Origin of the sequence: Providencia sp. PROV272 (assembly GCF_049901975.1) — a bacterium.
GTDB classification, from domain to species: domain Bacteria; phylum Pseudomonadota; class Gammaproteobacteria; order Enterobacterales; family Enterobacteriaceae; genus Providencia; species Providencia stuartii.
In genome coordinates, this window is sequence record NZ_CP096291.1 from 2,789,987 (window position 1) to 2,815,632 (window position 25,646).

At 41.3% G+C, this 25,646-nt stretch carries 24 protein-coding genes; 15 read left to right on the top strand and 9 right to left on the bottom strand.

The window, feature by feature from the left end:
• Positions 1-130: 130 nt before the first annotated feature.
• Genes ttrA through ttrB form a run of 3 tightly spaced genes read right to left on the bottom strand, consistent with a single transcriptional unit; the run spans position 131 to position 4,975 of the window.
• Entirely contained in the window at positions 131-3,217 is a 3,087-nt protein-coding gene (gene ttrA, locus M1E93_RS12895; RefSeq protein WP_104873376.1) for a tetrathionate reductase subunit TtrA, read from the bottom strand.
• Positions 3,210-4,238, bottom strand: coding sequence for a tetrathionate reductase subunit TtrC (gene ttrC / locus M1E93_RS12900; protein WP_014658010.1), 1,029 nt, complete (start codon positions 4,236-4,238; stop codon positions 3,210-3,212). The genes ttrA and ttrC overlap by 8 nt, the downstream gene beginning before the upstream one ends.
• Entirely contained in the window at positions 4,238-4,975 is a 738-nt protein-coding gene (ttrB, locus tag M1E93_RS12905) for a tetrathionate reductase subunit TtrB (protein WP_004918495.1), read from the bottom strand. The genes ttrC and ttrB overlap by 1 nt, the downstream gene beginning before the upstream one ends.
• Before the next feature lie 264 nt (positions 4,976-5,239).
• On the opposite strand from ttrB, the gene ttrS reads away from it, so the two are divergent.
• The 13 genes from ttrS (at position 5,240) to M1E93_RS12970 (ending at position 19,354) form a co-directional block, all read left to right on the top strand.
• Positions 5,240-6,985: a tetrathionate respiration histidine kinase TtrS gene (gene ttrS, locus M1E93_RS12910; RefSeq protein WP_081384213.1), complete on the top strand. Its 1,746-nt coding sequence runs from the start codon at positions 5,240-5,242 to the stop codon at positions 6,983-6,985.
• Between the two features lie 128 nt (positions 6,986-7,113).
• Entirely contained in the window at positions 7,114-7,710 is a 597-nt protein-coding gene (gene ttrR, locus M1E93_RS12915) for a tetrathionate respiration response regulator TtrR (protein ID WP_004918493.1), read from the top strand.
• Between the two features lie 268 nt (positions 7,711-7,978).
• Entirely contained in the window at positions 7,979-8,923 is a 945-nt protein-coding gene (locus M1E93_RS12920; protein ID WP_004918492.1) for a Kdo(2)-lipid IV(A) acyltransferase, read from the top strand.
• Positions 8,924-8,994: 71 nt separating this feature from the next.
• Positions 8,995-10,215, top strand: coding sequence for a multidrug efflux MFS transporter MdtG (gene mdtG, locus M1E93_RS12925; RefSeq protein ID WP_004918491.1), 1,221 nt, complete (start codon positions 8,995-8,997; stop codon positions 10,213-10,215).
• 443 nt (positions 10,216-10,658) lie between these two features.
• The gene (locus M1E93_RS12930; RefSeq protein WP_004918490.1) at positions 10,659-12,191 is read left to right on the top strand and encodes a peptide MFS transporter; all 1,533 of its coding nucleotides are present in this window, start codon (positions 10,659-10,661) and stop codon (positions 12,189-12,191) included.
• Between the two features lie 142 nt (positions 12,192-12,333).
• Complete coding sequence (locus M1E93_RS12935; protein ID WP_036943694.1) at positions 12,334-13,125, top strand: PhzF family phenazine biosynthesis protein; 792 nt, start codon at positions 12,334-12,336, stop codon at positions 13,123-13,125.
• 212 nt (positions 13,126-13,337) lie between these two features.
• Complete coding sequence (locus M1E93_RS12940) at positions 13,338-13,748, top strand: acyl-CoA thioesterase (protein WP_014658007.1); 411 nt, start codon at positions 13,338-13,340, stop codon at positions 13,746-13,748.
• Positions 13,749-14,013: 265 nt separating this feature from the next.
• Positions 14,014-14,469 carry a DUF1097 domain-containing protein gene (locus M1E93_RS12945; protein ID WP_426206984.1) on the top strand — a complete coding sequence of 152 codons (456 nt, stop codon included), beginning with the start codon at positions 14,014-14,016 and terminating at the stop codon, positions 14,467-14,469.
• 434 nt (positions 14,470-14,903) lie between these two features.
• On the top strand, positions 14,904-15,950 hold the full coding sequence (locus tag M1E93_RS12950; protein ID WP_004918358.1) for an aliphatic amidase: 1,047 nt from the start codon (positions 14,904-14,906) through the stop codon (positions 15,948-15,950).
• 145 nt (positions 15,951-16,095) lie between these two features.
• Complete coding sequence (locus M1E93_RS12955; RefSeq protein WP_004918356.1) at positions 16,096-17,109, top strand: AAA family ATPase; 1,014 nt, start codon at positions 16,096-16,098, stop codon at positions 17,107-17,109.
• A 3-nt stretch (positions 17,110-17,112) separates the two neighbouring features.
• The gene (locus M1E93_RS12960) at positions 17,113-17,598 is read left to right on the top strand and encodes an AmiS/UreI family transporter (RefSeq protein WP_426206985.1); all 486 of its coding nucleotides are present in this window, start codon (positions 17,113-17,115) and stop codon (positions 17,596-17,598) included.
• 651 nt (positions 17,599-18,249) lie between these two features.
• Positions 18,250-18,729, top strand: a complete 480-nt coding sequence (locus M1E93_RS12965) for a tetratricopeptide repeat protein (protein WP_239505631.1) — start codon at positions 18,250-18,252, stop codon at positions 18,727-18,729.
• A gap of 187 nt (positions 18,730-18,916) precedes the next feature.
• Positions 18,917-19,354: a universal stress protein gene (locus tag M1E93_RS12970; RefSeq protein WP_004918350.1), complete on the top strand. Its 438-nt coding sequence runs from the start codon at positions 18,917-18,919 to the stop codon at positions 19,352-19,354.
• A gap of 183 nt (positions 19,355-19,537) precedes the next feature.
• Here M1E93_RS12970 and M1E93_RS12975 read toward each other — a convergent pair whose 3' ends face one another.
• Together M1E93_RS12975 and agp are read right to left on the bottom strand one after the other, a co-directional pair.
• Positions 19,538-20,029, bottom strand: a complete 492-nt coding sequence (locus M1E93_RS12975; RefSeq protein ID WP_104873375.1) for a GNAT family N-acetyltransferase — start codon at positions 20,027-20,029, stop codon at positions 19,538-19,540.
• 153 nt (positions 20,030-20,182) lie between these two features.
• A complete protein-coding gene (gene agp / locus M1E93_RS12980; protein WP_104873374.1) occupies positions 20,183-21,442 on the bottom strand; it encodes a bifunctional glucose-1-phosphatase/inositol phosphatase in 1,260 nt (419 codons plus the stop codon).
• A 289-nt stretch (positions 21,443-21,731) separates the two neighbouring features.
• On the opposite strand from agp, the gene M1E93_RS12985 reads away from it, so the two are divergent.
• Both M1E93_RS12985 and M1E93_RS12990 read left to right on the top strand, forming a co-directional pair.
• Positions 21,732-22,172 carry a GNAT family N-acetyltransferase gene (locus M1E93_RS12985; protein WP_004918344.1) on the top strand — a complete coding sequence of 147 codons (441 nt, stop codon included), beginning with the start codon at positions 21,732-21,734 and terminating at the stop codon, positions 22,170-22,172.
• 13 nt (positions 22,173-22,185) lie between these two features.
• Positions 22,186-22,734 carry a GNAT family N-acetyltransferase gene (locus M1E93_RS12990; RefSeq protein WP_080998005.1) on the top strand — a complete coding sequence of 183 codons (549 nt, stop codon included), beginning with the start codon at positions 22,186-22,188 and terminating at the stop codon, positions 22,732-22,734.
• A 10-nt stretch (positions 22,735-22,744) separates the two neighbouring features.
• Here the strand turns inward: M1E93_RS12990 and M1E93_RS12995 are convergent, their stop codons facing one another.
• From M1E93_RS12995 to fdxH, 4 genes are all read right to left on the bottom strand, one after another.
• Entirely contained in the window at positions 22,745-23,203 is a 459-nt protein-coding gene (locus tag M1E93_RS12995; protein WP_036943686.1) for a YbaK/EbsC family protein, read from the bottom strand.
• 127 nt (positions 23,204-23,330) lie between these two features.
• A complete protein-coding gene (locus M1E93_RS13000) occupies positions 23,331-24,011 on the bottom strand; it encodes a hypothetical protein (protein ID WP_036943684.1) in 681 nt (226 codons plus the stop codon).
• Positions 24,012-24,115: 104 nt separating this feature from the next.
• Positions 24,116-24,769, bottom strand: coding sequence for a formate dehydrogenase-N subunit gamma (gene fdnI / locus M1E93_RS13005; RefSeq protein WP_004918336.1), 654 nt, complete (start codon positions 24,767-24,769; stop codon positions 24,116-24,118).
• Entirely contained in the window at positions 24,762-25,643 is an 882-nt protein-coding gene (gene fdxH / locus M1E93_RS13010; protein ID WP_004918334.1) for a formate dehydrogenase subunit beta, read from the bottom strand. Before fdxH ends, fdnI begins: the two co-directional genes overlap by 8 nt.
• Between the last annotated feature and the right edge of the window lie 3 nt (positions 25,644-25,646).

Sequence of the window (25,646 nt, forward strand, 5' to 3'; positions counted from 1 at the left end):
CGAAAAAAAGGAGGGCTCCCCCTCCTAGGCATCTGCCGAAGTTACGATGAGGTAGCCACATCGTAAAGCGCAATGTCAACTGTCTAAACTTATGGTGACCAGCGCAAAGTGCGCTGGTCTGTTATTACTTTTAACCGATTAATTCAATTCGAGCCGGTAAGCCTTGTCTCACTGAGGCACCGGATACCCAATCTAACCAAGTATTCGCCACTTCACGCGTCGGGTCGGCAAAACCTAAATCATTTAGGTTAATGCCTGAACCATTCGCAGCGTTCATTGGCATTGGCTCACCATCAAGGTAATGCTGTTTAGCCCCCATTTCTTTATGACCATAACCATGTTCGATGGCTAAAACCCCTGGCATAACACCGTCTAACACACTGATTTGTGCTTCAACATGACCACCTGGCGTAGTTATCTTGACCCAATCTCCATGCTTAACCCCCATTTTTTGGGCATCATCAGGGTGAATAGCCACAAGATTGGTAGGTTTCACATGGCGTAAACGTTCAATCATTGTCGTTGAGCTACTCATGACATGGGATTTAAATGACATAAGCTTTAACGGCCATTCTGTTGGTGGGAAAATCTTATTCACATCTTCCCCATTCGCTAAACGAGGCGGATAGTAAGTTGGACAACCACTATAGCGCTCCCCCGTAATCGCATGACGGTTCACCGCCACCGTTGGGTTCCAAATCTGCAACCCTTTCTTCCACTGAGGCCCTGTTGCATCACCATCCCACGCTTTTTCATAAGGCGCAAAACGACCACCGCGAGTATAGATATAGGCAACACGACGGATCTCTTCCGGTTTGAGTGTTTTTTCCATTGCAGGCAAAATCCGTTCCACACCACTGATTTGGATGTCTTCATTTGCTGCTTCTGGCACTGGTTTTTCACCTAACCATGCCATATTTGCAGCGACACGTAGGTAATAATCTTCAGCACAATTAAGTGGATATTTATTTCCATCCATATCTTCAATCACGTTGTCACCAAACCCAGGAAGGTCGAGCGCTTTCGCCACTGCGATACAAAATGCTTCCATTGAAATAGGCTGACCGTCGGCCGTTTTCGCGGTACGTGCTCCAACAATTGGCCAGCGAGCAGTACTGGCTTTCACTTGAACCCCCGACCAAGCCCCACTAAAGCCCCAACTTTCAAAGTTATGGGTATCCGGCACAATATAATCCGCCAGCGCTGTTGTCTCATTCATAAAGGCGTCAATACCAATGATAAGTGGAAGATGTTTTGGGTCTTTCAGCTTTTCTTCCATCACCTGACGAATGCCTGCAATACCGTAAACAGGGTTAGTCATGTTGGTGATCCATGCCTTAAGTGGATACGGATATCCCATCAACGCTGACGCTAATTGTTCAGTTAACTGACCTTTGGCAAACGGATACCATGGTGCTTTTGCAGGATAAGGATTTTCACCAGCAGCAACGCGAGCCTTGAATTCATCTGATTTTTCATAGGATTCGTTACTACGGGATAACACAACACCTTTTGGTTTCACTTTGCCAGCGTAGCTCGTTATCTTGTAACGAGGGCCATCGCTTTCACCGTTGAATTTACCACCACCTACTGATACCCCACCTTTCAAATTCAGGTTACCAATAAGCGCATTCAGCATAATGACCGACCACGCGGTATAGAATCCATTCCCCCCCATCATACCGCCATGCGAGATCACCGCAGCTTTACGATCATAAGAGGTTAATGCACGCCCCAGTGACTCAATGGTTTTAACTGGGACTTGGCAGCGTTCACTATACTCTTCCAACGTCATGCGCTCAGCTGCTTCTTTCAAACATTGGAAACTAGATTTAACCGTGACTTCGCTACCATCGTGCAATGTCACCTGACGCGTGACAAACAGCTCTGCCTGCGTCACATCATCTGCGAGTTTTAGCTCACCTGACGCATCCTGAACCAAATATGCTTTTTTGCTGTCATCATCTTCCGCCATCTGACCATTAAGATGTGAAGCGATCAATAATTGCCCTGCTAATGGATGCTCGTCATCAGTGATCACTAAATGAGTAGAGTTGGTCCAGCTCTTTTCGCCAACTGCTTTCATCGATTTTTCGCTTGGTACGCGCAAATATGCGGCATTGTAACGCTCATTTTCGATGATCCAACGGATCATTCCCATGACTAATGCCGCATCCGTTCCCGGCTGCACAGGAACCCAATGCCCATGATCATTCGCCAGAGTCGTTGTAAGTGGCAATGCAGGGGCAACCACAACATAGTTAAAATTGTCACGTAAACGTGCAGATGCCAGTTGGCGACCTTGGCGTTTAAATGGGTTACCCGACTGTGCTGGCGATGTTCCAATAAATAGCGCAAAACGAACATTATCCCAATCCGGTTTGACGTGCGCATTTTTATCCAGATCATCCATTAGTGCCCCAGAGCCAGCACGGTATGCCAGACCACAATAGGAGCCATGGGCACCAAAGTTTTTACTACCAAAAGCATTTTGGGCAAAGCGGCGTATAAAACCATCACGACCATCATCCCCCGCGTTAGTCACCAGCAGTTGGTTGGCTTTGGGGCCTAATTTAGGTTGTGATGGATCGAGAGGCGTTTCAAGGTCACGGATCGCCCGTAAGCCATCAACATGCCCTTCACCAAATAAATCGCCCCCTTCAACCACTTCTTTGATTAATTGTTCAAAACTGATACGTTCCCATTTACCTTCACCACGTTTACCAACACGTTTCATCGGCTCTAGGATACGCAATGGGCTAGTTAACCCTTCCATTAAGGTTGCACCGCGAGCACACGCCGTGGAGCGATGTTCTAACCCACTTTCGCCGCCCATTTTATTAAACGCCGTTTTCAGTGGCATACCATACGGGAAATGTTTTTCGTGAGACAGAGGGTGATATGGATTCCCCGCAATACGTAGCACTTCGTTTTTTGCCGTATCGACACGAGCACGGATCCCACATTGAGTCCAGCATCCAAAACATTGGGTCATCGCAATAACTTGGCTAGGATCCTCTTTCCAACCACCGTTAGCTTGCCCCTCTGGGCGCAATGAGTTGCCATGAATACGATCTAATGTGACTTTACCGGAAGTGCCATTGGCGAGGCCATCAACTGCACGCTTAGCCACATCACGGTAACCTGCACCAAATAGTGCTAAACCACCGACAACTAAACCACCTTTGAGCCACTGACGTCTTGAGAATTTAGCCATGTTGCACTCTCCTAGCAAACCAACGAACACCTTCACGAATAATAATAATCAGAGCGATCCACAAACCAAACGTACCAAGTAGAGCTAACAGTCCGTCCGTTCCCATCGGGAAGTGATATGGATTAACTAACACGTTATATTTTGGCACCGCTTGAACTTCCATTAGGAAAACCCAGCGCAAGCTCCACGTTAGCCCCATCGCCACTAATGCCGCTACTGTGATATAAACCATTGAGCGTGTAGCCTTTAATGTCATGATTGACATTGCCAATGCCACAACCCACAGTGCGCATATCCCCATGAGCATCCACCAGCCAGGGCTTGCGACCTCTAGTTGATGACGAACAGCAATACCCGAAACAGTGTCACCCGATAACCACAATGCAAAGCAGACAGCTAACAGAAGCAAGCTAATTGCCTGAAGACGTGCTAAGCGCTGCTGATATTGAGGTTCACGACGAGCCCCCAAGCTAATTAACGCAGGAACCGCTTGCATTGCACTAAAGAACAGCAGTACAGGGATCCACCAGCTAAACCAAATAGGTCGTGCGATCAGCACCGAGGCTTCACGACCGGTATATAACAATAAACCTACCGCAGACAGCGCTGACAGTAAGGCCACCCAACGTGTTGCTTTAAATTCTTTTTTCCAAATTAATTTCACCAACAATGCAACAAAGTAGAGGCCGCTAAAAGTGGTAAACAATGGCAGTAAAACTGAGCCCCACCACATCCATGACCAAATAGTTGGATGAGCATAGAAGTGCCAAACACGCGCCGTTTGGTGTAAGTCGGCGGTCAGCGCTAATGGAGCCGTGATCCCCATCGTTATCGTGATAAAGACGGCAATCATCTCTAATCGGCTATTTTCACTCTTACCTTGCCAGTGCAAGTAACAAGCATAAAGTGTCGCGCAAGCCGCGATACCGATAAAAAAGAAGTATTGAACGGCCCAAGGCAACCAGAAAAACTCTTGTGGCTGTGCCATAATTTCCGAAATATAGGTCACTTGTTCGCTCATCAGAATACCTCCTGCCATAATGCGGGTTGCCCTTTACCGGCTAGCGGTTCAACAAAAGCATCATCCAAGCCTAAATAAAACACTTGAGGTAATGTGCCACTTTCCGGTTTCAGCACTTTAATTTCGGCTTTATGTTCTTCGAGCATTTTCCGGATCGTACTGTTTGGATCTCTTAAATCACCAATAATTCGCGCGCCACCAACACAGGACTCAACGCAGGCTGGTAGTAAGCCGACTTCAAGACGATGCGCACAAAATGTACATTTATCTGCGGTTTGGGTCGTATGGTTGATAAAACGCGCATCATATGGGCAAGCTTGTACACAATAAGCACAACCAACACAGCGCTCATTATCAATAACCACAATTCCGTCTTCCCGTTGAAACGTGGCTTGTACTGGGCAAACGGGCACACAAGGCGGGTTATCACAGTGGTTACACAAACGTGGTAATAGGACGTTTGCCACGCCCTCCTGCCCTTTTAAAGAAACTTGATATTGGTTAACCGTCGTACGAAACTGACCTTGCGGTGTCTGATTTTCAACAGAACAACTAACGGTACAGGATTGACAGCCGATACAACGGCGTAAGTCAATCAGCATACCATAACGTTTTTCAGGGTTACCTTCGCGGCGAGTTGGGGAGAAATTGAGTCCAGCTTCGGCAATCGGTATTAACGATGCCCCCGCGGTGACTGCCCCTAATTGTTGTAGAAATTTTCGTTTACTCAGATCCATAATTGGCTCCAGTAGGACATTGCTAATGCAAAAACAGATGGTAAATATTAGTATGCTTTTGGTTTTACAGGCTTTATTTACCGTTACCTCAACCTATTTTTGATAACCACGGTAATTCTTATTTCTCTTTAAAAACGGTGTGTTATCTTTAATTAGCTTTATTGTATGAGGGGCTGCGTAACGACCCTATTGTGGTTTACCACATACCCGTAACTAAATTGATCTAACGCAACGAATAACCCAAATATGTTAAAGAAATCATCTATGTCTTTGTATCGCCTACTGTTCATCTTGCTTCTTGCTGGCAGTTTTCCTGCTATGGCGGCTGAATGGAAAATCGGGGTGCTTGCACTACGCGGTGCAAACTCAACACAATCCCACTGGCAAATATTAGCCGACACATTAAATGAGTCTCTACCGGGTGAACATTTCACGTTACAGCCACTTAACTTGGATGAGATGCGTGACGCAATTGCAGAGCGTAAGATAGACTTTCTGCTGACAAACCCTGCTCAATTTATCCAACTCGATAGTCGCTATCATTTACGCTGGTTACTTTCATTGCGTTCATCCGTAGAGCCTGATAGCGCCACTCGTAACGTTATCGGAAGCCTTATTTTAGTGCGGGCAGACAGTGATATTAACGAGGTAAAAAACCTAATTGGTAAAAAAGTGGGGGCAATTTCTCCAGACGCTTTCGGCGGCTACCTTTTAGGTTATAAGGTACTCAGAGATATGGGGTATGACGCAGAAAAAGATTTTCGTATGCAGTTTCTCGGTTTCCCCGCCGATGCGCTCTTATATGCCTTACGCGATAGCTCACTTTCGGCTGCTATCATCCCTGTTTGCTTATTGGAAAATATGGACAGTGAAGGATTAATTGATAAAAACCAGTTTCGGCCTTTAATTGAGCATGCGAGCACTCTACCTTGTAAGACCAGCACTGAGCTTTACCCTAACTGGTCATTTGCTGCCTTGAATGATGTCCCCGATAATTTAGTTGATAAGGTGACCAAAACATTACTTTCATCCGATAAATCTGGAATGCGTTGGGGAGCCCCAGCATCAGTGAACCAAGTCGAAACCTTGTTACGTGATGTAAACCAACATCCACAGCAACGGCAAATTTGGCAAGACATTATAAGTTGGTTGATCCAGCATCAACTATCGCTAGGCCTCGTCTTACTCTTTTTTATCTTACTTGGGGTCAATCATGTTTGGATAGCCTTCTTAGTTCGCCGCCGTAGCCGCCAATTAGAAGAGGCTCACAATCGCTTACGCCAACAGGAAGCGAATTTAGAAAAAGCTCAGCGATTAAATATATTAGGTGAAATGGCCTCAGGGTTTGCCCATGAGCTTAACCAGCCACTTTCCGCGATCCGCCACTACGCACAAGGTTGTATTTTACGTCTCAAAAAAGAGTCAGATGATCATCCCCTGATTAATGCCTTAACAAAAATTGATAATCAAGCGCAACGCGGGGCCGATATTATTCGTAATCTTCGCCTATGGGCTGGGAAACCTCACCAAGAGGTCGCACTGCAACTGAGTGAGCAGCATGTTATACCGACGATACAACATATTTGGCAATTACTACGGGTATCGCAACATTATCCACAGGTCAAACTCATGTTACCGGACAGCCGTGACGTTTCATTGAAGCTACCTGAAACACTGCTGGATCAACTGCTATCAAACCTCATTAGTAATAGCTTGCAAGCCGGCGCGACAACATTATGTTTTAGCTTTCACTTTGCCCCAGAACGGTTTTTACTCGTACTACAAGATGATGCAGGCGGCATGCAGCCTGAACAACTGACTCAAGGGATCACGCCTTTTGCAACCACTAAAAAAGAGGGATTAGGGCTAGGTTTAGTGATCTGCCAGCGATTGATCCAAAGCCAAGGGGGCGACATTCGCATTGAAAATAATGTGAGTGAGGCTGGCTTAAATGGGCTAAGAGTAACCCTCATTTTCCCGTACCATCATGGAAAATCGAGCGAAACATAGCCTTATTCAGTAACGATAAATAGGACTTTCGCATACTATTGATAACATTAACTATGTTAATATGTAAAAATACATTCATCATGAATTTAAACATTGATATCCCAATTTGATGAAGTGAGGTTCTATTCATGCCTGTTATCCATCTGGTGGACGACGATCCGGCAGTTACCGATGCTTGCCAATTTCTCCTTGAAACGCTCGGTTATACCGTCGTTGTTTGGAATGACAGTGAACAATTTGTTCAGCAAGCCGACCTTCACCAAGAGGGCGTGGTACTCCTCGACATGCGTATGCCAAAACTGGATGGTCGCCAAGTTCACCAACTGCTCAAAGCCCAACAAAGCACATTAGCGGTGATCTTTCTCTCTGGTCATGGCGATATTCCTATGGCCGTCGAACAAGTCAAACTAGGCGCTGTCGATTTTCTACAAAAACCAATTGATAGCCAGCTATTAGCAAAAACACTTGAGCAAGCACAAGAAAAAACCCAACAAGCCACGGCAAGTTATCTTATTCAGCAGCGTTACCAAACACTGACACCAAGAGAAAAAGAGATTTGCAAATACGTTTTGCAAGGCTTAATTAACCGGGAAATCGCCGATGTGGCCTGTGTTTCTGTTCGAACCGTCGAAGTGCATCGTTCTCGCATGATGGAAAAAATGGCAGTACGGAATTTGGCCGAACTGATGAGTACCCTACAGACGGCCAATTTATTAAATGAATAATTTGTTATACTCACCATACTTTAGGTGGCAACGCTGTTAATTAAGTGAATTTACTCAAATTACAGCCTTAGGTCTCTACTGACCTGCCCCTCAAATTATTTAGAGTATATAATAGATACTATTGATAATTTGATTGCTTTTAGCACTGGCTTGCTTGCTCATCTCATGGCCTTCTAGTCGCTAAAATCAATCTGTTAATCGCTGTTGTCATAAAAATTTAAACAACTCACAACAGCCTTCAGTCACTAACCTAATTTTTTGGAAACCAATGATACAAGCTCCAAAGTTTGATAAAAGTTTATTACACCCACGTTACTGGCTCACTTGGTTTGGTATCGGTCTGCTTTACGTACTGGTTCTTTTGCCCTATCCCATGATTTATTGGATGGGAACCCGTTTAGGCTTATTGTCCAAACATTTGCTAAAAAAACGCGCCCAAATTGCCGATCGCAACCTAGCGCTCTGTTTTCCTGAAATGAGCTTAGAAAAACGCCAACACTACATTGATAAAAATTTTGAGTCCGTGGGTATGGGGGTTTTTGAAACAGGCATGGCATGGTTTTGGCCTGAATGGCGCATACGCCGCTGGTTCAAAATCGAAGGGCGTGAACATATGATTGCGGCTCAATCGACAGGTCGTGGCATTATTGTATTAGGGATCCATTTTCTGACATTAGAGCTTGGTGCAAGAGCTTTCGGTATGCTTAACCCCGGCATTGGCGTTTACCGCCCAAATGATAATAAATTAATGGACTGGCTTCAGACCCGAGGACGCCTACGCTCTAACAAATATATGTTGGACCGCAAAGACGTCAAAGGGATGGTACGCAGTCTCAAACAAGGGGAAATATTGTGGTATGCCCCCGACCATGATTATGGTCCTCGAAATAGCTCGTTTGCCCCACTATTTGCAGTAAAAAATGCAGCAACCACCAATGGCTCAGCGATCTTATTGCGCTTAGCGAATCCGCTTATTGTTCCTTTTATTCCGCGTCGCTTACCCGCAGGAAAAGGTTATGAGTTGGTTATTCAACCTGCTGTCGATGATTTCCCTATCGATGATGAAGTCGCGGTTGCAACCAAAATGAATCAACTTATTGAGCAAGCGATATTATTAGCCCCCGAACAATATATGTGGCTACACCGACGTTTTAAAACGCGCCCCAAAGGAGAAACTTCTTTGTACGGTGATTTAGACAAAATCCATCATTAGATAAAACACAACGGCTGTCAGTTATCTGGCAGCCGTTGTGTTTTAAGCATAAACAGTTGAGCAAGGAGTCTATGTTAAACAGAAACAGTTATTGGAAACGTAATCTTTATGTCGTTTGGTTCGGTTGTTTTTTAACCGGTGCGGCATTTAGCCTGATCATGCCTTTTCTTCCGCTTTATATTGAGGAGTTAGGGGTTACCGATCACAGCTCATTAAACCTATGGACAGGGGCCGTTTTCAGTATTACGTTTTTGTTTTCCGCTATTGCCGCTCCATTTTGGGGGCGTTTATCTGACCGCAAAGGCAGAAAGTTGATGCTACTACGCTCAGCACTCGGTATGGCAATAGTGATGGTGCTCATTGGTTTCGCTCAAAACATTTGGCAATTATTGATACTAAGGGCCTTATTAGGATTACTCGGTGGATTTGTGCCCAATGCAAATGCCCTCATCGCCACACAAGTTCCCGTGAAAAAAAGTGGTTGGGCAATGGGCGTATTAGCGACGGGTGCCGTTAGTGGTGCCCTGATCGGTCCATTGATTGGCGGGTTACTTGCTGACCAATATGGCTTACGCCCCGTTTTCTTTATTACTGCAACGGTCCTCTTTATTTGTTTTATTGTGACCTTATTCTATGTTCGTGAACGTTTTACCCCTGTTTCACGTAAAGACGCGCTGAATAACAAACAAGTATTTGCCTCCCTCAAAAATAAGAATTTGGTGATTAGCTTATTTTTTACCACCATGATTATTCAAGCTGCGATTGGTTCCATCAACCCTGTCATTACACTCTATGTTCGTGATCTTGCAGGCACGACTGAGAATTTAGCCTTTATTAGCGGGGTAATTGCCTCAATTCCAGGGGTTGCAGCGCTACTCAGTGCGCCTAGATTGGGGAAACTAAGTGATCGTATCGGGCCAGAAAAAGTGCTACTTGCAGTATTAGCGGCCTCTATTTTCGTTTTATTCCCTATGGGATTGGTGAGTAATTACTGGGAGTTGGGGGCGCTGCGTTTCTTGCTCGGTGCATTAAACGCCGCTTTATTGCCCGCAGTACAAACATTAATTATCTATAACATCTCACATCAAGTGACAGGGCGCATTTTCAGCTACAACCAAGCCTTGCGGGATGTTGGGAACGTGACTGGCCCGCTAATGGGCTCGTTTGTGGCCGCAAGCTATGGCTTTAGAGCCGTCTTTTTCTTTACCGCTGCCTTAGTTCTATTTAACTTACTTTATTCATGGTACATCATTAAACGTCAATCTCAGGATTGTAAATCACCATCGGCCTAATAGAAAAGAGAGGGCTAAGCCTTCTCTCGCTGCTGAACAAAACATCCCATCACGTTCACTGTGAATAATCGGTAGAGTTATTTATTCATTTCCCTCATTTATTGTAGGTATAACAGCATTTTATGCAAAAAACACAGAAAACATAACATAAATTTATGTTTTATAAGGCTATGTTTCTTTTATAATCACCTCTTTTCTTGTCAACAAAATTCCTGTATTGTCGCCTACCTTATCGTGAAAAATGCGAGTGATATCGACTTTTCACCTTAAAAAAACACTTTTCACAATAAATATATTCTGTTTTTCAGTGTTTTTATAATAATGTATGTTAAAAATATGTTTACAAAATGAAGTTAACATATCTCTAAATTTTGGCACCTACCACTTTGTCAGGTGTTTTTTCAAGCACAACTAATCAAAATATAATTTATCGGAGTTCACAGATGAGTCATTCTGCGACTAAAACAAAAACCTTTTTTGGGCATCCATACCCACTGAGTTCACTCTTCCTCACCGAAATGTGGGAAAGGTTCTCTTTCTATGGCGTGCGCCCACTGCTCATCTTGTTTATGAGTGCCGCACTGCTACAAGGGGGAATGGAGTTACCTATTGAGCAAGCTTCCGCTATCGTCGGGATCTTTGCTGGTGGGGTTTATATCACATCACTTCCTGGTGGCTGGCTAGCAGATAACTGGCTAGGGCAGCGCAGAGCGGTTTGGTACGGCTCGTTAATCATTGCATTCGGCCACTTATCGATCGCAATGTCAGCGTTTTTAAGCAATACCTTCTTCTTTGTTGGTCTCCTATTAATCGTGTTAGGAACTGGTTTGTTTAAAACCTGTATCACGGTTATGGTGGGAACACTCTATAAAAAAGAAGATACTCGTCGTGACGGTGGTTTCTCCTTGTTCTATATGGGGATTAACATGGGGTCGTTTATCGCTCCACTGATCATCGGCCCTTTGCATGAAAAATACGGCTGGCATCTTGGCTTTGGTCTTGGCGGTATCGGTATGCTGATTGCACTCTTGATTTTCCGTTTCTATGCCATCCCACAAATGCGCCGCTACGACAAAGAAGTCGGGTTAGATTCAACGTGGAACCGCCCAACTGTCGAGCGTAAAAATGTCGGTAAATGGGTAACGCTCGCTATGGCAATCCTCGCGGTGTTAGTGATCCTTATCGACAATGGCGTTATCCCCTTTAATGCGGCGACAATCGCAAAAAGCTCAGCCTACATCATCTCCACGTGTGTGGGTATCTACTTCTTTTTCATGTTCTTCTTTGCCGGCCTTAATAGCAGTGAGCGTTCACGTCTCCTCGCTTGTTTGATACTGCTCATTGCAGCAGCTTTCTTCTGGTCAGCGTTTGAACAAAAACCAACCTCATTTAATATCTTTGCGCGTGACTATACCGATCGCCAAATGGGCTCATTTGAGATCCCAACCATTTGGTTCCAGTCTATCAACGCATTGTTTATTATCCTGTTGGCACCTGTCTTTAGCTGGTTCTGGCCTTCTCTTGCCAAACGCAATATCAACCCAAGCAGCATGACTAAATTTGTCATCGGTATCTTATTTGCTGCGGCAGGCTTTGCGGTCATGATGATGGCAGCCAACCAAGTTCTTGCCACACAAACAGGGGTTTCGCCGTTCTGGTTAGTTTCGAGTATTCTTTTACTCACTCTCGGTGAGCTATGCCTAAGCCCTATTGGCTTAGCAACCATGACTCTGCTGGCACCACAAAAGATGCGTGGCCAAGTGATGGGGCTCTGGTTCTGTGCAAGCGCATTAGGTAACCTTGCTGCTGGTATCATGGGCGGGAATATCAATAAAGAGCAACTAAATTCAATGCCTGAGTTGTTCTCACATGTTTCAATCGCATTAGTTATCTGTGCAATCGTGCTAGCTGCATTAATCATTCCAGTCAGAAAAATGTTAAAAAATGCAGATGATAACGAAGTAAACGCAAAATAATTTTCCGTTAGTTATCAATCATCCCCTCGCCCGATATGCAGAATTGCCTATCGGGCGTTTTTATTTCATCCTTAAAACTATTATGTTAGTGATTAATTAACGCTATACTTTTCCCCTATTTAACCTGCTTTTGGAAACCGTTATGAGTCTTTCAACACTGCCTGTTTTCTATGTTGATGCTTTTACCAATACCCAGTTTCAAGGCAACCCTGCCGCGGTCGTATTACTTGATGAATGGTTACCAGATAACCAATTGATTGCGATTGCGGCTGAAATTAATTTATCAGAAACCGCATTTTTAGTTGGGGATCATATTCGCTGGTTCACACCGGCGGTAGAGGTCAATCTCTGTGGGCATGCCACATTAGCGGCTGCATTTGTCCTTAATCAGTTTAGGCAACACCCCATTAACCCTTTTATTTTTAAATCCCTCTCAGGGGAGCTGACGCTTTATAAAAATGGCAGTGGGTTTACTCTCGATTTCCCTATTCTCAACACACAACCCGCTTCAATTGCAGATTACCCACAGCTAGCCGATATTTTGGGGGTTGAAATTGAAGCATTGTGGCTAGCTAAAGATCGCTATGTCTGTTTCTTAAGTAGCCCTGACCAAGTGGCACACTGCTCTCCAAATATGTCTGCTTTAGCTGCACTGCCTCTACCTGGCCTAACAATTACAGCAGCAAGTCATGAACCACATATCGACTTTGTTTCACGCTATTTTGCCCCAGCTAAAGGCGTGGATGAAGATCCCGTCACAGGTACCTCGCATTGTGCCATTGCCCCATTATGGGCGGCTCGCTTAAATAAAAATCAGTTAGTCGGCCATCAAATATCGGCTCGTGGTGGTGTCGTACTATGTGCGGTTGAAGATCAGCGGGTAAAATTAACGGGTGAGGCAACACTGTTTTTAACGGGTCATATACATCTATGATCACTAATATATTTACCCTTAAAATATCATCGGTGTAATTTATTTTAAAAGCATATTACACTGAGTTGATAGATGAAAGGCAGCTAGGCGACGACGCATATGCCACTAAATACATACAAATGTATGCCATTATTGCATCAATGCCGTCAGCAATGCTGCCATTTGAAGTATGACGAATATCGTCTCCACAGCAATTATTGTAAGGCCATATTATGCGTTCTGACGTTGATGAGATAATCACGCAAAAAATTGAAGGTTCTATCACAAGTGTTTCAAAGGTTATTTTTCCAACCACCACTAACCACCACGACACCTTATTTGGTGGTACCGCTCTCGCTTGGATGGATGAGGTCTCTTTTATTACCGCAACACGTTTTTGCCGTAAACGCTTAGTGACAGTCTCAACCGAAAAAATCAATTTCACTCACCCGATTCCTTCTGGCACCATCGTCGAATTAGTCGGTAAAGTTAGCCGCGTTGGTCGAACAAGTTTGACTGTCAATGTGTCGATATTCTTAGAAGATATGTATCGTGAAGGACGCGAAGAAGTGATCCATGGTCAATTTAATTTTGTTGCCGTTGATGATAACGGAAAACCAACACCGTTATTTGATATGGAATAGTGTATATCTAGGTAGCAAGCTGTCAATCGAACCCGTTCAACAAGCACTCACCTGCTACCTAGCCGTCTAAAAACAACACGTTCAATCTAGATAGGAAAATTTCCGCGTATATCTTGATCAAATGCTTTTTTTTACCTGATTAGCTAATGATAGAATCCCCTCCCTTCGATAACCTCTCCCGATAGATGGCTCGATAAACATGTCAAGAGAATGACGGGTTCATTTTCTATTCTGGTTTAACTTTAATCATTATTTAAGAATCACTGTGAAAATACTTTTTTCTATTTCTTTAACAACCGCGATTTTGTCAGCCGTTTGGGCGTGGTTAGCGAATTCGTTAGGGTTGATTGGGTGGGCTGGTTTTTTAGGCTGTACCGCTTATTTTGCTTATCCAAAAGAAGGCATTAAAGGGTTGTTCATTACCTTCTTCACTACCGCCAGCGGAGTCGCATGGGGTCTCATTATGCTCCACAGCGATACCTTGTTTAATGGTATTCCTAATTTATTGGAATATTTGATCACGAGTATTGTGGCTTTTATGATGTGCATTCAAGCAAGGCAGCAATGGCTATCATATATTCCCGGCACATTTATTGGCGCATGTGCTCTTTTTGCCTCTCAAGGCGAATGGACAGCCGCCCTTCCTTCATTATTGGTGGGGGTCTTATTCGGTTATTTAATGAAAAAAAGTGGCTTATGGTTATCTGAAAAATTAAAGTGACATTTCAATTTTACGGGGTTGCCGTTTATCATGACATTGATCAGTTAGTTGTGCTGATTTTTTACAAATAAGAACGACAACCCTCTACTAAAGATTAAACTTTGAAAAACAGCTAAGCGCGCCCATCACCAACATTTATCATTAATTTAAATCAAAATCACAATATAAAAATAAATTTATTACACAAATTTTCGTTATTATCCCCCATTACCTCTTCTGTGATTGACCAAGTAAAACCCCATATAAACGATAAAACACACTCTCTAAGAAAAAATTAGCTAATAAAATCAAACAATTAAATAACTCCACAAAATTCATTATAAAAATGCGACGTAAATCACATTTCGGCGCCATTTACTCCCCCCACTTGTAACTTAATAACTATATTTACTTAGTCGTAAAACGAACATCAAAATGACACAAAGGGGAAACTTATGAGACATGGTGATATTTCAAGTAGTCCAACATCAGTGGGTGTTGCGGTTGTGAACTATAAAATACCTCGTTTGCATAATCGAAAAGAAGTTATTGAAAATGCAAATAAAATCTCAGATGTTATTGCAGGAATGAAAACCGGTTTTCCAGGACTTGATCTGATTATTTTTCCTGAGTACAGCACTCAAGGCATTATGTATGATCATGAAGAGATGATGGAAACGGCAGCAACTGTACCGGGTGATGAAACACAAATTTTTTCAGCTGCATGTAAAGCAAATGGTGTGTGGGGCGTATTTTCAATCACAGGTGAACAGCACGAAGAACATCCCTTAAAAGCCCCTTATAACACACTTATCTTAATTGATGACAAAGGGAATATTGTACAAAAATACCGCAAAATTATCCCGTGGTGCCCTGTCGAAGGTTGGTATCCCGGCGATAAAACTTATGTTTCAGAAGGACCTAAAGGGTTAAAAATAAGTCTGATCATCTGTGATGATGGTAATTACCCTGAAATATGGCGTGATTGTGCAATGAAAGGCGCTGAGTTAATTATTCGCTGCCAAGGCTATATGTATCCTGCCAAAGAGCAGCAAATTATGATGGCAAAAACCATGGCGTGGGCAAATAACTGTTATGTCGCCGTGGCGAATGGAACAGGTTTTGACGGTGTTTATACCTACTTTGGTCATTCCGCTATTATTGGTTTTGATGGTCACACATTGGGCGAATGTGGTGAAGAAGAGATGGGCGTCCAATACGCGCAACTTTCCGTCACGGAAATTCGCGATGCGCGTCGATATGATCAATCACAAAACCATCTCTTTAAAATATTACATCGTGGTTACACCGGTATTTATCAATCAGGTGATGGTGATAAAGGTCTCGCAGAGTGCCCGTTTGAGTTTTATCGTAGTTGGGTTCTAGATGCAGAAAAAACTCAACAGCAAGTTGAAAGCATAACCAGAGAGACTATTGGTGTTTCAGAGTGCCAAGTTTACAATTTACCAACCGATGGCAATAAAATAAAAATTGTAGGCTAATGAATAAACTATAAATTTACTAAATATAAATTGTTATTTTTAAACGTTGTCGTATGCGTCAACAACGGGGAATATTATCGTATTTTATATAAATAGTTTTTCTTGATTTACTACTTAATAAATTATCACTATTTAGGAATAATCCATGCCCTTTATTAATGATATGCTAGCTGAAAGTCATAAAGAAAAACACATTTCAGAGCCCCAAAAAAAGATGGGCCATTTCCGGTTTATTTTTGATCCTGATAAAGTCATTCAATATATTGAAAATACTATTATTGGCCAAGAGGAGGCTTTAAAACAGTTAAAGGATATTCTTTATTGTATTAAAACCAATATTTTTGATCCCGAAAGGCCACTAAGTACCATGCTATTTCTTGGGCCAACTGGTGTTGGTAAAACAGAAACAGTGATCGCTTTAGCAAAAGCGCTTAATAATGGTAAAGCGCATTATTGTCGCATAAATATGAATACGTTGTCTCAAGATCATTATGCCGCATCTTTATCTGGTGCACCTCCCGGTTACGCCGGGAGTAAAGAATCATATTCCTTGTTTGATATAGATAAAATCGAAGGAAGCTATAGTACACCAGGTATTGTCTTATTTGATGAAATAGAAAAAGCAAGCAAAGAAGTGATTAGAACACTGCTCAATATTCTTGATACTGGTGAATTGAGCCTTGCAAATGGTCAGAAAGTTATTAACTTCAAAAATGCCATTATTATTATGACTTCCAATTTAGGCTCTAGAGATATTTTAAATGAAAAACAGGGGTTAGTACATTTATTCACTAAAAAATATTATCAGCAAAAAATACTAAAATTGTTAGAAAATAAATTTGAACCTGAATTTATTAACCGTATCGATAGAAAGATTAGCTTTAATAAAATAGATTCAGAACAAGCGAGTAAAATTATTGATATTGAACTTTCAAAACTCAATAAAAGAATCGCTAAAAACGCCGTCACAGTAGTACTGGATACTGCAACAAAAATGAAAATAAATTCAATGTGCGATCGTCGCTACGGGGTAAGAGATATCAAGCGAATATTTAAAATTCATATTGAACCATTAGTTGCCGATGTAATATTACATGAAAAAAGCAGAGAGCACATAGAATTTACTGTCGAAAAAAATCAATTCTCCCTCAAGAGGTGATAAATGAATGGCCTATTACTCATTTTTATTGGTAGCGTTTTAATCATTAACGGTATTTCTATCATTAAAGGATATGACAATAAAGAAACAGGAATATTCAATGGCATTATTGGTTTTTTCTGCTTAATTGGCAATATTATTTTAATGGTAAATGCTAAAGAAAATACTGCATACCTTGCCATTGCCCAATCAATGTTATTTACATTCACTTATATTTTTCTCAGTTTTATAAAGATATATTCACTAACAGGGAAACTATTTGGTTGGTACTGCCTTTTTGTCTTTTTTAATGCTTTATTCTACGCCTACTACACAAGTGCTGATGCTCGAATGATTGCACTATGGTTGCTTTGGGCTATTCTATGGTTTCTATTTTTCTGCGTATTTTCACTTAATAAAACCATTAAATATCTCGGTGAGTTAACTTTGGTAATCGGTATTGTGACTTGCACCTTACCTGGGCTAATGATGGTAACTAACGCCTGGTAAAATAACGTCTAAATAACAACATCCCCTAAATTGCTAGGGGGTGTTAACGATTTTTAACTTATATTTAAATAATTATACGTTTAAGAAAATGCCTAAAAATAACCGGCTTTAAATGCCGTTTTTAAGGGGTTGTTAATTGATTTTTATTTATCCTTTACCATGCTTGATATTTCAAAAAAACTATCCCAATCCAGCATTAGCAAAAAAAACCAGCATATCGAAAAATACTATATAATATGCTAATTACAATATAATAAACTTATAAAATACTCCCACTCCGTCACCATCTGAATTTAACTCACCCCATGCCTTGTTTTATATTAAAAATACACATAATCTGCGTGATATCGATTCATCACATTGAAATATCTTCCATCATATAAAAAACGTTAAAACACATTGATATTCTATGTTTGGCGACGTAGAGTATTTAACGTAAAATTTATTGGTTAACCCTAACAACGATTGTTGATAATGTTATTATTCGCTTGATCTATGTCTTCATATAAAAACGAATCACTATCTTTATCTTGCTCACTGACACAATAAGATATTAATAGCACTATGTATAAAATCTACTCATTACTGTTACTTTTCATTCTTTCTATTCACTCAAGTTTCGCGGAAGTTCCAAAAGAGACGTTAAGAATTGTGGAGAATGAAGCCAAAAAAGGTGATATCAAAGCGCAAGTTATGCTAGGTATTGGCTATTACCTAGGCAAAGAGATAAAACAAGATTATCCTAAAGCTAAAAAATGGTTAACTATGGCGTCCAATAAGGGTAACGCAGATGCACAGCTTTTTTTAGCCGATATGTACTTAAATGGTAATGGCGTTGAACCTAACATTGAAACTGCAATCAACTGGCTTGAAAAATCCGCCAATCAAGGCAATGCAGAAGCCCAGAATTACCTTGGGCAGATATACTATCAAGGCGTTGGAGTGAAACAAAACTACATTATTGCTTTTGATTGGTTTAAAAAATCAGCCGATAAAAAGTTCCCACCAGCACAATACCAAGTCGGTAAAATGTATGAAAATGGTGAGGGTACAGAAATGGATGATAAAGCAGCGAGCGAATATTTAAATAAAGCCTGTAAAGGTGGTTTAAAAGAAGCTTGTAAAAAGTAATCTATTCGTTTGATTCACTGCTACAAGCCGTAGCAGTGATACTTTCCTCCCCTACTTTCAACACAGAACAGTTATCCCCTTTCATTTTTAACCAAAATAGCTAATTACATTTAAAATATTAATGATTAATTTCAATATGCTTTGAAATGTTCTAAACTTATAAAATAAAAGATAAAAAGGAGGATTTATGTACAAAACTATTTTAGTTCCGATCGACGTTAGCGAAGATGCACTGACTGATCTCGTCATACCCCATGTTAATGCAATTCAGAAATTAAATGACGCTGAAGTTCATTTCCTTGCTGTCACAGCACCTATTTCTAACTATTTGCGCTATGGTGGAACCATTCTTCCTAGTGATTTCCCTGACGAAGAAAAGCAAGCCGAAGTGATTCTCGATGAATTAAAAGAGAAAGTTAAACGCTTCTCTATCCCAGAAAATAAGATCCACGTCACCTCTTCTGTCGGCTCCGTGAAAGATGAAATCTTGGCTATCGCTGAGGAAATCAATGCAGATCTCATTTTAATCGGCTCTCGCCATCCAAGTATGTCAACATACCTGTTAGGGTCTAATGCAGCATCTGTCGTACGCTATGCAAAAACTTCAGTTTTAGTCGTTCGATAATAAAAATGCGATAGCAAAAAATAGATTTTTTAATAAAATATTCAGCCTTTAAACTCATCAAGATCATCTTTTTACGATGATATCAAGAGATAATAAATACACACAATTTATAAGACTATTACACAAGATTATCAGTTAAATTGAAGGCTCATAAACATTTTCGTGGCTTTCACGCCCTGCTTTTTAGCAGGGTTTTTTCTTCATTAACGATGATAGTTTCAATCGAAAACGCTTAAAAGCCACCCCATCAAAATCCACCTCTCCCTCTTCGATAAAACCATAGCGCCTAATTGCGCCCAGTTTTTTTCGACTTAATGGGAGGTGGATAGTTATCGACGTTAATGACAGTTGAGCCGCCGCTTGCTCAACTATTTTTTTAGCAATATTTTTACCGTATCCCCAGTAATCTGGATGAAGCACTAACGCTAAATCTGCGTCTCCATTTTCATCTTGAAAACCACCCCAGCCGCCAAATACGCCATCAAAAATTAATGCCCACACACCAAAGCCATGTGTTTGCCAGTGTTGCTCTTTCTGTTTGACCCATTCCTTGCAAAAAGTCTCATCAAATTGATTATCACCTAGCGGCATATGCGCTAATACAAGCGGGTGAGTATTTAATGCGATGATGTCATGACAGTTAATTTGACTTAAACGTTGTAATTGGATATTCATTTTGTCCAGTTTTATCGATTTATCTTGTGTAAAAAACAAATGCTAACACACACACTGGGGTCCATTCCGTGAGTTTTAACATGCGAAATATAAAGTATATATACAGATGATATTTATTGCCCGCAAGGCCACGGGCAATAAATAGAGGCTATTTTAGTTTGATTGATCTAATGCTGATTTCATCACTTTTTGGAAATCTTCCCAAGAGCAGTATCCATTTTTATCTATTGGGCAATTTTTCATTTCTAGCGTGACATGTTTTGGTGGCGTATCTAAAGACAGGTAACTATTATTTCTAAGTTGCTCTGCTGTTTGATATACATACTCCACTTTAACATAGTCTTTCTTATCGCTCTTATCATGCCAACGTTGGAAGACCAATTTTCCACCAATAGGCGTATATTCATATTGATCAGGTAGTTTATAAGGTTTGAAATCCATTGCTGACATTAAGGAAGCAATATTTGAGTCATGCCCAACCAACATAATAAATTTAGCAGTCTCACCTTTATCAGCGGAAACAAAGCCCTTATTGATATAATTTAATAATGGGTGAGCCACATTCTTCGCAATCAATTTGGGGGAAAATAGCGTTTCCTGATAACCATTTTTAAGGGTATTTAATTTAGTCCATTTATCATCCGTGTTGACCATACCCCAAGCCACTTGTGATTCAGGAAAACCCTCATAGTATTGCAAATAGATAGCATCTACTGCCGAGTTCGCTATTTTAAGTGAGCCAACAACCCCCGGTTCTTTATTCGCTTCAATAATAAAACTGTTTGTTTGCGATGAAAGCTCGCAGAGTTTATCGGTCTTACATTTCTCCGAATTTTTAATGTCGAGCACGGTATCCAATTCATCATAACCAGGTTTAAGGTTGAGGCCCTTTAAATGCTCCTCCATGGCTAATAATGCTTTTTGTTTAAACTCAGGGCTATCGTTAGTAATGATTGGATTAAAAACAGGATCCATCTTACCTATTTCAGGTTGGTGGTGGATCTTCACTGTGCACCCAGGAAATGCGCCCGCAGTGAAAAATTGAGCCGTTGCAATGGTTCTTTGTAAGCTATTCGTGTAAACGAAAAGATCTTCATTACCCGTTGGGCATAATTCATCGGGAACTAATTTATTTTGCTCAATCCATTCTCTAAAGTAGTGCCCCATATACACTTCTAGTGCACCACCTTTTGTTGTTAAATAGCCACTTTGCGCATCCCAAGCTGGCCATTTTTTATCGGTAACTTCGGTTAAGATCCCCGTATTCACAATCGGTGTGCGCAAATTATGACGACTTAATAATAAAACTTGGTCAAGTTGCATATTTTCGACATTATCGGTATTTGCAAGTACTGGAGTCATTGGGGTAAGCAATGCGGCTGATAAACAAACTGTTAAAACTTTATATTTCATCGAAAGCTCCCTACCATTTTGTTGTTGTATATTATCGTTATGATTCCTGCCGTTAATATTCTATAAAAACAATCCCATTATGATTATTTTTCTATAAAATTAACATTCCGTTATAATGAAGTAACTGACTTTTTTTTCTGCGATTAATATCTCAAAAATAGACTTGGCCTGCTGTTTTTCCCTCAATTAAGGATAAATACGCTATTTCTATGAAAGCTATTTTAAAATTGCGCTACGGCATATTAATCAATACACTCAAAGAAACGACATTGGGCTAAAGGCATCATTCATGGGTATTCAACCTGCTACTCCTGCACAATACCAGCAAATTATGGCTGTTTGGGAGTCATCCGTCAGAGCAACGCACGATTTTTTACCTGAAAATATATTACAGACGTTAAAAGTGGCAATCCGTGAACAATATCTTCCCCAATTGGCAACTTATGTCTCAATAGATGAAAATAACCAAATAAGTGGGTTTATTGGCGTTGATCAACATAAACTTGAAATGTTATTTATTTCAGCGGCTCATCGGGGTAAAGGAATAGGTAAACAACTCCTCAATTTTGCCATAAAAGAGTTGGGCATTAATGAAGTTGATGTCAATGAGCAGAATCCACAGGCTGTTGGTTTCTACCAACATATGGGGTTTACACAATTTGCTCGTTCTGAAACGGATGGTGAAGGCAACCCCTTCCCCATTCTCCACATGCAATTAACCACAAAATAATACAAGGTTTCACATGTCAATCATAGAACTTGAAACGCCTCGCTTACGTTTAAGACGCTGGGCCGAACAAGATAAAGAGCGTTTTTTTGATATGAATAGTTCACCGGAGGTAATGCGCTACTTCCCTTCGGTATTAAATAAATCACAAAGTGATCAAATGATGGACACGATTATGGAACGATTTGCCACCCAAGGAGGATGGGGCATATGGGCCGTTGAATTAAAATCGAACCATTCACTGATTGGGTTTGTTGGATTAAATATTCCAGAATATCCGCTTCCTTGCTCCCCTTGCACAGAAATCGCATGGCGATTACTTCCGCAATATTGGCGGCAAGGCTATACAACAGAGGCGGCCAAGACTGTTATCCAATTCGCTTTTAATCAACTTAAACTAAAAGAAATTGTCGCATTCACTGCGGTCGCCAATACCCCTTCTGAAGGCGTGATGAAAAAATTAGGGATGACCAAGGAGGCTGAAAACTTCGCTCATCCAGCACTCCCTGAAGGCCATTGGCTACAAGAACATGTGTTATATCGCCTACAAAACCCTTATTTGTAAATCGATACAACTATTGGCAAATATCTATCCAAGCACCTTTGGTCAGCTCGAGCATCCGTTGAGGCGATATTCTCAGCGCACTGTTTACAGAGCCAGCAGCAGGCAGTACCTCACTGTATTGTTGCAATGAAATATCGCAATATACAGGGAGTTCGGAAGGCAAACCAAATGGACAAACACCCCCAACAGGGTGACTGGTTAGCTCTACCACCTCATCGGCTCTGAGCATTCTCGCTTTCGAGCCTAAAGCCTGTTTAACCTTTTGGTTATCTAATCGAGCTTCTCCAGCACAAACCACAAGCACAACCTCATTTTTCACTTTCAATGATAAGGTTTTCGCTATTTGGTTAGGCTCAACATTATGAACGATGGCAGCTTGCTCAACGGTAGCCGTCACGCCATCGGTTTCAATAATGTCGATATCCGGCGCATGTTGAGCCATAAAGCGTCTAACAGATTCAATACTCATAGTCGTACTCTTTTATTGTTGTTTGCAAGTGATTGTTAATGTATGTCGCTGACTTCGCTCCGATAATTGAAGTCGCTGTTCTAAGCTATGCTGCTTTTTATGTTTGTTTTTCAGAAAAAGTGCTGTTTCAGTTCAATGGGTCACACGCACATTGATTTGCTGAATAACGAAGCGCAAGGTTTATATGGTGATACAGTTCATTGGTTAACCTATCATATTCTGCTTCTAACCCTTTTTCATAAGCTAAAAATGGGGATGAATCATTCCATGACCCCATACCACCGAATACCCAAGCGCCACATGCCACATCAAATAATCGTTCACAAAGCATCTCATTATCTTCAACTGGCTTTTGGAGTTTTTCTGCTTGCGATTTAAAAATAGCAGCAAATCCTGTTTCACCGATTTGTTCAGCTAATTGTTCAATTTTTTGCAGCGTCAGCAAAAATGCCTGCAAGTTATTCCCTTCATTTTGCAATGATGACAGAGATTGCTCTGATACTGATTCAACAAATATGGCACTTTCATCTGCCCATTCTAAAGTTAAAACTATTGAAGTAGGCTTATCGCAAGTGATGACGATTTGTTGCTGTTGATTAAAATAGTATTGGCTGTTTCTTGTTATATTTAAATAACGGCGTAACTGTTCGATAAAATCATCCACCTGAATTTCTCGGATAACTTCTGCGCCTTGTTGGTTACATAAAACCCAATATTTCACATAAGACATTTTACGTAATAATGAACGGTCTTTTTCTCGTTTTAATGCTCGAACGGAACAGTAAGCAATATATTGGTCAGCCCGCATGTTTTTTTCCTCTGCATATGCACGAACCATTAACACTAACAAAAAAATCGCCAAAAAAAAGCCACCGCATTATTGCAGTGGCTTTGAATTAAAAATGGAAAGCGTTACGATTTGTTTTTTTCCGTTTCCGCCTCTTTTGCTTCAATTTCTCGATACCAACGAGGGTGATGTTTTTTCGCCCAACGACGACTGACTTTCCCTTCAATCATCCCCTTAATCGAGCCTTTAACCCAAAATGCCATATACATATGGATCAGAATAGCGTGAATTAAGATGATTGCCGCCGCCGCATGGATAAATAAACTCCAGCGTACTAACCACATTGGGAATAAATGCGCAAAATATGGACGCCAGATAATGATCCCTGTTGCTAAGAGTACAAAAATCATACTCATGATGCTCCAGAACATCATTTTTTGTCCTGCGTTATATTTGCCTACATCTGCAACATGGTGTTCGTTACCTTTAAGAACCTCCACAATGTTCTTGATCCAAGGTAAATCTTGTTTATCTGGAATGTTATGTTTTACAAAACGGAAAAACATAAACATCAACACCACAAAGATTAATACGCCAAAGAATGGATGTAGGATCCGCCCCATTTGTGGTGTACCAAAGGTTTCAGTCAACCATTGCAATGTTGGGAAAAAGAGCGCTATCCCAGACAAAGCAACTAAAAAGAAGCAGATAACCACGGTCCAGTGGCATGCTCGGTCAATAAACTTTGTCCGAACAATCATTTTGCTCTTTTTACTCATGACCATCTTCCTCCTCTTCATCATCCACTTCTTTATTAGGGCCAACTCCAACATAGTGGAAAATCAACCCTGCAAAAGTGGCAATAAAGCCGACTACTGAAAGTGGTTTCAAGACTGCCTTCCACAAGTTAATCGGTGTATCAATTTGTGGATCCTTTGGTAACCCATGATATAACTCTGGATTATCCGCATGTTGGAGTACATACATCACATGTGTACCGCCCACGCCTTTAGGGTCGTAGATCCCTGCGTTTTTAAAACCACGTTTTTGTAGTTTATCGACACGCTCAGAGGCATATTCCAACATCTCTTTTTTAGTACCGAAATGAATAGCCCCTGTTGGGCAGGTTTTCACACAGGCTGGCTCTTGGCCTACCGCGACTCTATCCACACACAAAGTACATTTATAAACTCGATTATCTTTCGGGTTTAAACGAGGAATATTAAATGGGCATCCCGCAATACAATAACCACAACCGATACAGTGCTCAGATTGGAAATCCACAATACCATTTGCATATTGGATAATAGCGCCTGCTGAAGGGCAAGATTTTAAACAACCAGGATCCGTACAGTGCATACAGCCATCTTTACGGATAAGCCATTCTAACTTGCCATTTTCAGTCGTTTCGCTAAAACGCATCACTGTCCATGACTTAGCGCTCAAATCCAGAGGGTTGTCATAAACCCCCACACAATGGCCGACCTCATCACGAATGTCGTTCCATTCCGAACACGCCACCTGACAGGCTTTACAACCAATACAGGACGTTACATCAATGAGTTTCGCAACTTCAAACTTGTCATCACGCGCTTGTGGTGGAGGCGTAATACTGTTGGTCGCGGAACGTTTAATAATGTCTTGAGATTGCATTCG